Raw genomic sequence first — 13163 nt, forward strand, 5'->3', positions numbered from 1 at the left:
TTAAATTCCACTAGCTGTTATTAGATTTGTGGATAGTCTTTACTTATTTCTGATATTATTTGTTATCTTCTGGATTATAGTCTATGCCTTTAAAAAAAGATTGGAAAAATATAATTTGCTAGTTTATCCATTTTTTATCTTGTGGAGGAAGAAATCTAGAGAGTATTGGTTCCCTAAGTTTTCTAGATCAAAAATATATAAAGTTTATGAAAAATTAGCAATACCTCTAGGATTCTTACTCATGATAGGAGGAATAGCTACAATCTTATATGTTGTAATAGAAATGCTAACTATTAAACCAAATCAAACGCCAACTATCGCTCTAAGACCAATAATTCCCGGAGTCACTATAGGATTTTCACAACTGCCTTACATACTATTAGCAATAGGAGTCTCAGTAGCTATTCATGAAATCTTCCATGCGTTATCTGCAACATCTAATAACGTCAAGGTAAAAAATGGGGGAGTTCTACTACTTGGAATATTTCCCGGGGCATTTGTGGAACCAGATGATAATGATTTCAATAAAACTACGACTACTGCTAGACTTAAGATAATCGCAGCTGGAATAGTAATCAACTTAATCCTTGCCTTAATATCTCTTCCATTATCTTTTGAACTTCCATATTTACCATCAGCCCTTTCTAAGGGAATAGAAATCGTCGGAGTCGTTCCAAATTCTCCTGCGTATAATGCTTCAATAAGTTCTGGAGATATAATATATTACGTTAATGGATTTCGTGTAACTACTTTAAATCAACTTCATCTGATTTTAGAAAAATATAGTAATGTAATAATAACCCTTAGACTTTCTAATGGGACTTTTCATAACGTATCAGTAAATATTCCTAACCATCTTTTAGGAATTTATGTAACATATTATATTCCAGATTATTTATTATCCATTCTGACATTCTTTACGTGGCTATTCATAGTTAACTTTAGTCTTGCACTATTTAACGCAGCACCTCTAGTGATAACTGATGGTGGAAAGTTACTTACTGAAGCTTTAAAGAAAATATTTGGAGAAAATGGAGAGAAAATTTCGTTCTACGTCCAGTCAGTGGTGTTGCTGATTTTCATATTCGCAATATTTTTGTCTAATCGTCCTCTAGGATAACCTTGCTGCTTATCATGGGGAAAGGTATAACTTCCTTAATACTGTAGTTATTGGTTAGGAGCATAACTAGCCTATCTATACCAATACCTAATCCACCAGTTGGTGGCATACCATAACTTAAAGCTCTTACAAAATCCCTATCATATGGATGGGCCTCCTCATCTCCCCTTCTAAACATCTCTTGTTCCTCTTTAAACAACTTATCTTGCAGTATTGGATCATTTAACTCCGTATAAGCATTAGCTAATTCCATGCCTGCTACAAACATCTCAAATCTTTCTACTAAACCTGGCTTGCTTCTATGAGGTTTACAAAGAGGTGTAGTTTCTATGGGATAATCTGTTATAAATGTTGGATTTACAATGTTAGGTGTAACCAACTTATCGAATAGTTTCTCTATCATAAGACCTCTGACATATTGATTTCCTCTCGGTATAAGATTGTACTTCTTCATTAAGTCTTTGAGCTCATCGTCGCTCATGGTTTCAACGTTTTTACCTAAAGCTTCAGATAAGGCTTCACTCATACTAATTCTCTTGAAGGGAGACTCAAAATCTATTTCGTACTTTCCATAAACTATCTTAGTGTTACTAGTTACTTTTTTAACAACATGTTTAATTAACTCCTCAGTCAACTTCATGATATCATTATAATCAGCATAGGCCCAATAGAGCTCTAAAAGCGTAAATTCTGGATTATGAGTAACATCGATATCCTCATTTCTGAAAACCTTGCCTATTTCGAATACCTTGTTAAATCCACCTATAATGTACCTCTTAAGATATAATTCTAGTGCAATCCTCAAATACCAATCTTCATTTAAATAATTGACATGGGTTTTGAACGGTTTTGCTAAAGCTCCACCATATACTGGCTGAACTATTGGTGTCTCAACTTCCATAAAACCTTTAGAATAAAGGAACTCCCTTATTTCCCTTATTATACTATATCGTACTTCCATTGATTTCCTTGCATTATCATTATAAAGGAAATCCACATATCTATGTGCATATCTAAATTCTGGTGAAAGTTTAGTCCAATCTGGTGGTTCTAGAAGTGACTTTGAAAGCATAACGTAATCCTTTACTAATAAGCTCAATTCACCTTTCATCGTATAGAACAAATCTCCTTTTACACCTATAATATCTCCCCTACCAATATATTTGAAAAATTCCTCATATTTATTTTTCAATTCATCAACTCTTAAGTATAATTGTAACTTCTCGCCCTCATCAAATATATCGACAAAGGATGCTTTACCGTGTCTTCTTATATTAGCTATACGTCCTGCAGTGGAGACATTATACATAAACGGTTCATGAGACTTATTAGTTTGAGACAACGCTATTTGTCTAATTTCTTTAATTGTATGTGTAATCTCATATTTGTGAGGATAGGGCTCGATGCCATTCTTCCTTAATTCTTCAACGATTTTTAATCTCCTTTCGTCCCAGTGCATCAGCAATTAGATAATTTTGCAGAATTAAAATCTGTCTTCTTTCCTCACTTATATAACATTATAATATGTATGGGCCCGGCGGGACTCGAACCCGCGACCACTGGGTCTCTCCTCTCCAGATACACTTCATCCCCTAAAGGGTCTTAAGACCCAATGCCTAGCATAATATCTGGAGCCCAGCACTCTACCTGGCTAAGCTACGGGCCCATTCCTCAAATATAAGATAGAACCAAAAAGAAAATAAGTTTAGTGGTAAAAAAGAAGGTTGACTTTAACTTGAAGTTTTACCTTTAATTTCATTTACCCTCTTAATTATTTCATCAATTAGATCCTTGGCCTCACCAGGTTCTAGGATAGCTGCTGAAGCAGCAGCGACTTGTAGGCCGCATGCTTCGCCTAAAGCCTTTTTAGAAGAGACATATACATATGGTATTTTTTTCTCATCACATAAGAGCGGTAAATGAGCAACTATTTCCTCTGGCTGCACATCTTCTGCAATAACAACCAACTTTGCTTGTCCTCTTTCAACAGCTTTTGTGGTTTCGTTTGTTCCCTTCTTAATTTTACCAGTTTCTTTAGCCTTTCTTACTGCCTCTAATACCTTGTCTGCAAGATCTTGAGGTACTTCGAATTTAACGTAACTAGCTTTTGACATCGCGTTCATCCTCCTCTAGATTCGTCACGCAACTCTTTAAAAGTATTAGCAAAAAATAAAGTTTACTCGTGTGAGAAAACCACAGTTATTTTTTCACTCTCCTTCCTATCAACTCTAACGAAACCAAATCTTAGAAATTGTACAATCTCATCTACTGCTAGGTCTTTTACAGCTTTTTCTGCATATCCGGATATAGTTTTTATAGCGTCATTTTCGGCTTTTTCTACTGTTACTGAAACTTTTTCGTCAGACTTCACCCACTGAACTATCCTAGCGTTATATTTCTTAGCTTCCTCCAACGTTCTGCTCTTACAAAGTAACTTATGATTGCTCTTATCAACTTCCGCATTGCATAATTCCATTAGCCTTATAATATTACTATCCTTAACGTCACTAGCTTCTACCAAAATTTTATCACCAGCATTTACTATAATTGTTCTATATAATTCGGACTTAGAAGGAATTAATGGTATCTTAGCGACTAACTGTTGAGGCATCCCATTTGCCATTTCAATTGTAAATTCCTCTACATCCTTTACAAACATAAGTCTCTTCGCTATAGGATCTAATTTTTTTCTATTAATTGCGGCAATATTTTCGAAACTTATCGTTGCATCAGTTACTTTTAAACCCACATCAATTATCACATCTTTAATAGTATCTGGTAAGATGCCTCTTCTTCTAAGTCCAGCTAGAGTTGGTAATCTAGGATCATCTCTGCTAGTACCTTTCTCTAACATTCCCTTTATTTTAGATTTACTCATCATAAAACCTTCTAATTTTAATCGTCCAAACTGAAGCACATCAGGGAACTCCCAACCCATATATTCGAAGATATATTTTTGCTTTTCAGTATTTGCCATATGCTCTTTAGCTCTTAAAATGTGCGTAACACTAAATTCATGATCGTCAATAGCTGAAGCAAAATTATATGTAGGCCATACCCAATATTTGTCTCCTACTCTGGGATGGGGGTTCTTAGAGGTATTAATTATTCGTAGCATTACCCAATCTATTTGAGATGGGTCTGGATCTTCTAAACTAGTTTTCAACCTTACAACTGCTTCCCCTTCTCTATATCTTCCCTCTAACATTTTTTCAAAAAGAGATAGATTATCTTCACTCGAAGAGCTTCTATGTAAACATTCTGGTTCTTTAATTTTACCCCTACTGTCTCTAAACTTCTTAAAATCTTCATTGCTACACGTATCAACATAAGCATGTCCTTTTTCTATTAGAGTCTTAGCGTATCTATAATAAATTTCTAGTCTATCTGAAGCATAAACTTCTTGACTCCATTTAATTCCCAACCACTTTAAGTCTTCTTTAATCCATTCATACGCTTCAAGGATTGGTCTCTTGACTTTTGGATCAGTATCGTCAAATCTTAGAATAAATTTGCCATTATACATATTTGCATATTCATAAGACAGTATTGCAGCCCTGGCATTACCTAAATGCAACGGACCATCTGGGTTAGGTGCAAATCTGGTTATTACTTGTCCTTTAACATTCTTAAGAGGAGGCAAAGTTTTTTTCTTCTCTTCAGATTTCTTTTCTTCTAATAATTCAGGGTATTTAGTTTCAATCTCCACTTTTTGTTGTTCTAACGTTAATGAGTTTACTTGATCTACAATTTCTTTTACAATTTGTACAATTTCCTTCGCTTTAGATCTCAAGTCTGGTCTTTCAGCAATAATTTTACTTATAACGGGACCTACTTCAGCTTTACCGTTATGTTTTACAGCGTTCTGTAACGCATATTTGTATACAAGTTCTCGTAGACTATCAAATGACATTAAGTTCCCCTTTCAATAGTTTGTCCACGAATTCCCTTACACCCTTCCCACTTTTATTATTTGTCACATAATCTGCAATACTCTTTAGTTCTTCATCTGCATTTCCTACAGCCACTTTAAATCCAACTTGCTCAAATAATTCAACATCAGTCGACGAATCTCCAATTCCAACAACTTCCTCCTTCATAAGACCTTGTAAATCTAATAACTTTCTCACCCCTATACCTTTACCTGCAGGATGATAGGCTAAATGAACAGCATACCCACTACTCTTGATATACAAATTCTTCTGCTTAGCCCATTCTAACATCTCATTATTCAAATTCGCTGGTACAAATCCGAAATCACATTCTCTATATTCATTCTGCCACGTATCTCTTAATTTAAATAGAGATTTAAATTCGTTAATTAAATTTTTATCCATTTGTCTACATACTCTGTATTTCTCTTTTCCAAAAAATACTATACAACCATTTTCTGCAACAAATCCACCATCTAAATGCAGGTAAGTATATAAACCCCTTAGTACTGGATAGGAGTTTCCACTAACAAGTCCTACTTTGATACTATTTTTCTGCAGAACCCTTATCGCATATAAAGCGTCTAAGTCTATCCTTGTAGTATCCCTATCCTCAGTTAAAGTTCCATCCAAATCCATTAAAACTAGCTTTATCATGAGACAACCTCTCTAGCTTTCTTAGCATATTGGTAATCTACATAAATCCTTCTGATAGTTAAAGTCTCTGGTATGTGGTTTATTAAAGTTGCCTTATAGTTTCTCACGTCGACTTCCTTATTATTTGTGAGTATTTTTATTTTTTCTTTATTAAGTATTTTTATTTTTTCCTCAGTAGGATATATCGAACTAAGTGGAATTTGATTCTTATCTAAAAGATCTACTAATTCTCTGATTGTTCCGCTACCTTCTTTTACCTCCTTATCATAAGAAATCTCCTCATAAACTACTTTAGGCCCTCTTCTATCTAGAAAATTCCTAATTTTCTGCTTCAAGTACTCTGGGGAATTAGAAGAATGTAAATACGTATAAAGAACCATATAAACCCACTCATCGTCCCAATAAGATATTGATGAGTCATAAACTAAATTCTTTATATCATTGATATCTATGATTGAGGGATCGCAGCATTCAAAAATTAACTTGAAAATTTCTCTTAGCATTAATTCGTAGCCTATTATAGTTTTATGGTAATATACTGCCTGGTACATATGAAGCCTCGATATAAAGAAATTCTCTAAGCTGTATATACCTTTGTCTTGAATTATAATCTCATTGTTACTTCCATAGAAAATGGTGTCTAAAAGTCTATACAAGTCTATATTACCTAACTGTACACCAGTATGACGAGAATCTCGCACTAAATAATCCATCCTATCAACATCTACATCACTATTAATAACTGATGAGACCATGGAACTGCCATTCAAAATTTCTAGGATTTTATTATAATCAATAGATTCCTTATCAAAAAACTCCCTAAAATAAGGAGATCTAGAAATAATCAGAGCCCTTAGGTCTTTATTTGATAGTCCCTTCTCTAAATATAACGGCTCAAGGCTATGACTAAACGGAAATTGTCCTACATCATGGAGTAGAACAGAGAGCTTTAGGTAAGTTAACTCTTCATCAGTTATTATTCCAATTTGCCTAAACCTTTCTCCTAAAATTGTGGCAAGATAAAAAGAACCTAAAGAATGACTAAATCGACTGTGAGTAGCTCCAGGATATACTAAATACGCTAGGCTAGTCTGCTTTATCCGCCTTAATCGTTGAAATTCAGGCATGCTAATTAATTCCGTCTCTCTATCATCAAGCTTTATATAACCATAGATTTCATCATAAACCTTCTTCATTTATACCAGATTTGTTTATAATAACAAGAATATAAAACCCATCCCGGCTTGACAGGGCTGCGGATCCTCACGGTATCCACGGCCCTGCCAACGTGAGCGGCTTAACTTCCGGGTTCGAAACGAGTCCGGGTGTTGCCCGCTCACTATGGCCGGGTGGGCAAAAATAACTACTCATAGCCACTATAAAAAATTAACTACTCTCCTTTTCTCCTGGTACTACAGCATAAATACCCGAGATATATAAGTTACCTCCATCCTTAGGACAAGTTCCTACTATTTTAAGTACAAAATCACCATCTTGAAATGGTCTCTCAGTCTCGTAATCTCCGTTCACACATTTAATTACCGTGTAAACGGTTACAGTTTGTTGTTGTTGGTTAGAAGACATTTATTGTGCCACCCCTACAGTATTTCCAACACCTACAACTACTACAACATCTCCTGCTTTGGTTCTTTCTAGAATTATTTTCTTGACTAATTCCAATGCCTTTGAAGCAGCTTGATAGATTTCTTTTCTCATTTCCGTAATTGCTTCTTCCATACTCATCTTTACGATCACTGCATCTATGGGTATATTATATTTCACTGCAACTCTCTCTATACTGATCTTTTCCGGACCCGGATCACCCATTGCGACACCAGTACCTTCAGCTATAGATCCCGTTTTTTCTCCTTCTAACTTTAGCGCAGCGTCCACGGTAATTATTCTCGAGACTTTTCCTCTATATTCTTCTATAACATTAGCCACAGCTTCACCTGGCCTTCCTACAGTAGCCATGGGTCCCTCGGCTTTTACTACAATTAACTTTCTGCCTTCAAACTCCAGTTCACCAGCAACAGTGTCTCTACTAGGGCTCCATTTCTTATCAGCTTTCATGAATAGATAAGCAGCAACTAAGGGACCTAAAGAATCGCCAACCGGTATTCCTCTTATAAAAGTGTTCATGGCCTTAGAATATGCTTCAGACATTTTAACTAGTTGAGGAACTACAAACTGTAATTGATAAAGGAGGACAACGCTATTTAATTTTTTAGCTAAAATTAAATAATGCCTTATCACTTTGTATATTAGATTTAATGAATTTACCACCTCTGCGGACACTTCCAATTTGCTTCTATTTACAGAGTCAATATTTGGGACCATAAGAGTTATTAAATCTCTTATTTTATCTTCTCCACTTCTAATTAACAAGCGCATTCTGCTTATTATATCAGTAGGCTCTACGCTAACGGGATCTATTATAAACATCTCAGAGATCCTTTCAATAAAAGGCTTAGGATCTTGAACACCTCTTTCTTTAAGTAATTGCTCCATCTTGCCTTTAGACTCGTTCAAATATTTTTCGATCATACTTAACTGGGATTCAATGCCTCTAGCTAACATGGACACAGTTAGCCTTGTATTAACACCTGGCAAATATAGTAGAAATAGTAAGACAAAGAATAATACATAAGTTAGGATATAGTATAATGAATTAGCTTGGTTTAGAGATGTTTGAGCTAAAGCAATTAAACTCATTTTTACCGTTAACCTTTACTCATTCTAATTAATTAAACTTTTTTCAAAGAGATCTTGTAGATACGATAACTGATTTTTCTGTAACTACAACCGTGTGCTCGAACTGAGAAACAACGCCTTTTCTAACCTCTATTAGTATAGGATAACTTCTTAAAGCGCCTTTTTTTGTTAAGTTCCTTATATTATTTCTTAATTCATCTATATTCGTAGAAAAATCCTTTAGCCACCTCTCTGAAAATGGTAAATAATTAAAGCGAGATTGAATATAATCCAAAAGTTCTTTCTCCTTCACAGAAAGGCCTCTCACATTAGGATTCTTCAAGGAATATATGGTTACATCCTTACCTTCTATTACTTCTCCACCACCATCAGTTGCAAATGGCTCAATTGCGTAGACTGAATTAGACTGTATCACACCAGCTCCTCTTTCATAAACGTTAGGGATGAAAACACCAGCATGTAGTTCATAACGCCTTATAAGATGACCTCCTAGATTTCGTATCGGCTTATATCCCTGCGCTCTTATCGCTTTTTCGATGACTTTACCTATTTCACCTATGCTTAAACCGACTCTAAAGTTTGCAATCGCAGCATCTAGCGCCGTCCTAGAAGCGTCTAATAGTCTTTGATACCTAGAGTCTAAACTTATAGTTACAGCGGTATCACTTATGAACCCATCGATTTGTGCACCTAAATCTAATTTGACTACTGCACCTTCTGGTATGGTCTTCTCATCATTTATAACTGGACTATAATGGGCAGCTTCATAATTTATAGAAAGATTACAAGGAAATGCAGGAAAAGCCTTATTTTCAATTATTATACTTTCTACCTCTTCACAAATATCTAAAACTTTTGCATTAGCTTTTATATGTGGAGCAACCTCATCTCTGGCCTTGGCGGCAATTTTCCCTGCCATTAATAACTTATTAAGCTCGTCTTCGGTCATGAATGAAATTTATGGTGTATAAGCTTTATTTTTTTCTCACGAAAATCTTTTGTATGGCACAGTTAAGATGGTTAGGCCACGCGGCTACTCTAATAACATTTGGAAATAAGAATGTAATAATAGACCCCATGATAAAAGATAATCCATTAAGCCCAGTAAAACTAGATTTCTTTAGGAATAATCTTGACATAATAATCGTGACTCACGATCATTATGACCATTTAGGCGATACTATAGATCTACTAAAAATGAATCCTAAGGCAAAACTTTTTGCAACTTATGATCTAGAAGCGTATTTAGCTGAGACCTATAAATTACCATGGGAAAATATTATACCAGCGAATGTAGGCGGATTTGTTGAAGTAGACGGAATAAAATTAGCTTTAACTAAGGCGGTACACTCGAGTACACACAGCGATCCCACTGGCGCAATAGTATCTTCAGAAGGAGTTACAATATACCACGCTGGAGATACTGGATTATTTGAAGATATGAAAATAATAGGAGAGGTTTTCAAACCAGATTACGCGTTATTACCTATCGGTGGAAGATTTACTATGGATCCGTATCAAGCTTCCATTGCAGTGGATTATATAAAACCAAGAAAGGGAGTAATACCAATTCATTATAATACTTGGGACTTAATAAAAGTCAATGTAAATGATTTCGTAACATTAGTCAAAAATAAGGGATACAATCCAATAGTATTACAAGCCGGTCAAACTATTACGTTGTGATTCAAAATGTTGAGTGAAAACGAATTAAAGATATTATTTTTTTTGAAAAACGTAAAAAAGGCTAATTCGGTAGAGATTGCAAAAAATACTGGTCTTTCTGAAAGTTCTGTCCTAAGTCTAATTGAATTACTAAAGGAAAAGGGTTTAGTAAAAACAGAAGTGATCTACCAGAAATATTATGCGTTAACCGAAGAAGGAAGTAGAAGGAAGGAGAAAGGATTACCAGAGGACATTTTAATAAGTATATTAAACGGTAAAGAAAAAGAATTGAACGAAATAAAAAACCTAATGGGAAATGATTTTAATATCGCAATAAGCTGGGCTAAGAAAAAAGGTCTGATAGAAATAGAAGGAGGTAAAATAATACCTAAAGTAAAGACATATACGTCTAGTGAATATTACGCCCTTAATAATATAGATCAAGCTGATAAGAATACGATACAATTACTTCAAAGAAGAGGTCTTATCGAAGAAAAAGAAAGGAAAATAGTTATCGTAGAATTGATAAGAGAACCTGCAGAAAATGAAATAGGAATTTCTAATCTCAGCCGAGATCTAATAGTGAGTGGAGCATGGGAAAAGTTCAAGTTTAGAAAATATAACGTCGAAGCTTTTCCTCCATACTATACTATAAGTAAGAAACATTATTTCAAAGAATTCTTAGAAAAAGTAAAGGATATAATGATAAATTTGGGATTTAAGGAAATAAATACAGGATATATAGAAATGGAATTTTATAATTTCGATCTTCTATTCCAACCTCAAGACCATCCTGCGAGGGAAATTCATGACAGTTTTTCAGTAGAGGGATCAGGGAAAATAGAGGATAAGGAATTACTAAACAACGTAAAACAAATACATGAGAAATTCTGGAAGTACAAATGGAGGCAAGATATTACACTCAGGTTAATGTTAAGAAGCCAGACAACTGCTACTACTGCCAGAGTTTTGGCATCAAAGCCCAAAATACCTATAAAAACGTTTACATTAGGTAAAGTTTTTAGACCAGATGCAATAGATGCAACTCATTTAATAGAATTCCACCAGTTAGACGGTTTAATCATAGATAATAATTTCACATTTAGAGATCTACTAGGAGTTTTAAAGGAAATATTTTACCGCCTAGGAATTAAGGAGATTAAATTCAAGCCTGCTTACTTTCCATTTACTGAGCCTAGCGTTGAAGTCTATGGATACTTAGAGAAGCTGGGCTGGGTGGAAATGTGTGGGGCAGGGCTTTTAAGACCTGAGATCATGAGCGCAGTTGGCATAGATAGTGTCGCAGGAGCATGGGGAATGGGAATTGAAAGATTAGCAATGAGCTTTCTTAATATTAATGATATAAGACTACTTTACTCAACCAATATTGATTACATAAGGAATGTTAAGATACGGATAGAGTGAGACATATGGTAACAATAGTATTAAACAAATATAGCCTATTAGGTAAATTAAAGATAACTGAAGATCAATTAGATAACTTGTTATTTAATCTCAAATCAGAAGTAAAACCTATTGATGAAAACAATATAGAAGTCGAAATAAATGCAGATAGGCTCGATTTATTATCATCAGATGGAATCGCTAGAGCGATAAAAGGCTTATTAGAAAGAGAGCTAGGAGAAGCTAAATATGAGGTTGTAAATACAGATTACAAGTTAATAGTCAATAATGTTAGAACAAGACCTTTTGCTCTAGCTGCAATAGTTTATAATTCAAAAATAGATTTGCAAGAGCTAATTCAATTTCAAGAAAAGCTTCATGCTACAATAGGAAGAAAAAGAAAAAAGGTCGCTATAGGTATACACGATTTAAAGAAGATAGACTCAAAGATAATAGAATATAAGGAAATTCCTCTCTCATATAGATTTGTCCCATTAAATGGTAGTATAGAACTTACAATTAGTGAAGTAATTGAGAGAACAGAACAAGGAAAGCTTTACGGACATATTTCAATTTCTAATGGAGTATCACCAGCTATATTACAAGATAATGGGCAAATATTAAGCGTACCCCCAATAATAAATTCAGATAAAACCAAACTTGACCAGAGTACTAGAGATTTCTTCATAGACGTTACCGGAACATCGTTTGAAGCTGTAGTACAAACGCTCGATCTAATAGTTTCGAACTTGGCAGAAGCAGGGGGAACTATAGGAAAAGTAAAAGTAGAGACTCCCATGAATTCGGAATCCCTATATTCGCCTCTACTTACTCATAAAACTCAAACAGTTAAAGTGGATTATATAAATAAAATTCTTGGGGTCAATTTAAGTGAAGAGGATTCATGCAAACATATAATGAGAATGAGAATGGACTGTAAAGCAGAAAGTGAACATATAAGGGTAATAGTTCCACAGTATAGAATAGATATTCTGAATGAGATAGATCTTGTAGAAGATATTTCAATGAGTATTGGTTATAACAACCTAGAGCCTTCTAAATACGTTCCTACAAATTATGGTACTTATGACTATATGACCTTAGTTGAAAGGAAAATTAGGGAATTAAGCATTGGAGGAAACTTCGTAGAGATATTTAACTTCGTACTAACTAAAGATACAAAATTACTTGAAGGAAATTACGTGAAGATACTTAACCCTATTTCTGAAGAATATAACGCGGTTAGAAATTCGTTAATCCCAATACTATTGGACTTCATATCTAAAAATCAACATGCGAGATTTCCAGTTAGAATTTTTGAAATAGGAGATGTAGTAGTTCAAAATGACCATAGTGACACTGGATTCATTAATGATAGAAGAATAGCCTATGCAATAATGGATAGTAAGGTAAGCTATGAAGATATACAAGCTCCAGTTCACTATATTCTAAAATCGTTAGGAATTGAGGCATACTATAAAGAAACAAAAAGCGAAATCTTTATAGAAGGTCGTGTAGCGTCTATAATGTATAATAAAGAGATAATAGGAATTATAGGCGAAATCCACCCATCCGTACTTAGAAAATTTGATATAGAATATCCTACAGTAATAGCGGAATTATATCTTACAAAAATAGCTGAAAAACTTAAGAGCTAATATAACAAGCGT

General features: G+C 34.5%; 12 protein-coding genes, 1 tRNA gene and 1 rRNA gene. 4 read left to right on the top strand and 10 right to left on the bottom strand.

Going from position 1 to position 13163, the window contains the following annotated elements:
• Positions 1 to 4: 4 nt before the first annotated feature.
• Complete coding sequence (locus V6M85_RS10245; RefSeq protein ID WP_338604737.1) at positions 5 to 1120, top strand: site-2 protease family protein; 1116 nt, start codon at positions 5 to 7, stop codon at positions 1118 to 1120.
• Here the strand turns inward: V6M85_RS10245 and lysS are convergent.
• From lysS to map, 10 genes are all read right to left on the bottom strand, one after another.
• Positions 1101 to 2579, bottom strand: a complete 1479-nt coding sequence (lysS, locus tag V6M85_RS10250; RefSeq protein WP_338599608.1) for a lysine--tRNA ligase — start codon at positions 2577 to 2579, stop codon at positions 1101 to 1103. The two genes, V6M85_RS10245 and lysS, sit on opposite strands and share 20 nt — an antisense overlap.
• 70 nt (positions 2580 to 2649) lie before the next feature.
• Positions 2650 to 2786: transfer RNA gene (locus tag V6M85_RS10255), tRNA-Trp, on the bottom strand.
• A gap of 64 nt (positions 2787 to 2850) precedes the next feature.
• On the bottom strand, positions 2851 to 3234 hold the full coding sequence (gene rpl7ae, locus V6M85_RS10260) for a 50S ribosomal protein L7Ae (RefSeq protein WP_338599611.1): 384 nt from the start codon (positions 3232 to 3234) through the stop codon (positions 2851 to 2853).
• 62 nt (positions 3235 to 3296) lie between these two features.
• The gene (locus V6M85_RS10265) at positions 3297 to 5033 is read right to left on the bottom strand and encodes a glutamate--tRNA ligase (protein WP_338599613.1); all 1737 of its coding nucleotides are present in this window, start codon (positions 5031 to 5033) and stop codon (positions 3297 to 3299) included.
• Positions 5023 to 5709, bottom strand: coding sequence for a phosphoglycolate phosphatase (locus V6M85_RS10270; protein ID WP_338599615.1), 687 nt, complete (start codon positions 5707 to 5709; stop codon positions 5023 to 5025). The genes V6M85_RS10265 and V6M85_RS10270 overlap by 11 nt, the downstream gene beginning before the upstream one ends.
• Positions 5706 to 6905: an HD domain-containing protein gene (locus tag V6M85_RS10275; protein ID WP_338599617.1), complete on the bottom strand. Its 1200-nt coding sequence runs from the start codon at positions 6903 to 6905 to the stop codon at positions 5706 to 5708. Before V6M85_RS10275 ends, V6M85_RS10270 begins: the two co-directional genes overlap by 4 nt.
• 38 nt (positions 6906 to 6943) lie before the next feature.
• Positions 6944 to 7062, bottom strand: a 5S ribosomal RNA gene (gene rrf, locus V6M85_RS10280).
• 33 nt (positions 7063 to 7095) lie between these two features.
• Positions 7096 to 7293, bottom strand: a complete 198-nt coding sequence (locus V6M85_RS10285) for a hypothetical protein (RefSeq protein WP_338599619.1) — start codon at positions 7291 to 7293, stop codon at positions 7096 to 7098.
• The gene (locus V6M85_RS10290; protein WP_338599622.1) at positions 7294 to 8424 is read right to left on the bottom strand and encodes a DUF1512 domain-containing protein; all 1131 of its coding nucleotides are present in this window, start codon (positions 8422 to 8424) and stop codon (positions 7294 to 7296) included. It lies immediately after the preceding gene.
• A gap of 43 nt (positions 8425 to 8467) precedes the next feature.
• Entirely contained in the window at positions 8468 to 9373 is a 906-nt protein-coding gene (gene map, locus V6M85_RS10295) for a type II methionyl aminopeptidase (RefSeq protein WP_338599625.1), read from the bottom strand.
• A gap of 53 nt (positions 9374 to 9426) precedes the next feature.
• On the opposite strand from map, the gene V6M85_RS10300 reads away from it, so the two are divergent.
• From V6M85_RS10300 to pheT, 3 genes are read left to right on the top strand one after another with little or no spacing between them, the layout of a single operon-like run.
• Positions 9427 to 10110, top strand: coding sequence for a metal-dependent hydrolase (locus V6M85_RS10300; RefSeq protein ID WP_338599628.1), 684 nt, complete (start codon positions 9427 to 9429; stop codon positions 10108 to 10110).
• 6 nt (positions 10111 to 10116) lie between these two features.
• On the top strand, positions 10117 to 11514 hold the full coding sequence (locus V6M85_RS10305; protein ID WP_338599631.1) for a phenylalanine--tRNA ligase subunit alpha: 1398 nt from the start codon (positions 10117 to 10119) through the stop codon (positions 11512 to 11514).
• A 5-nt stretch (positions 11515 to 11519) separates the two neighbouring features.
• Positions 11520 to 13151 (top strand): phenylalanine--tRNA ligase subunit beta, encoded by a 1632-nt coding sequence (gene pheT / locus V6M85_RS10310; protein ID WP_338599633.1) that lies wholly within the window; start codon positions 11520 to 11522, stop codon positions 13149 to 13151.
• The last annotated feature ends 12 nt before the right edge of the window (positions 13152 to 13163 follow it).

The sequence above is a fragment of the Sulfolobus tengchongensis genome, assembly GCF_036967215.1.
Lineage (GTDB): Archaea > Thermoproteota > Thermoprotei_A > Sulfolobales > Sulfolobaceae > Saccharolobus > Saccharolobus tengchongensis_A.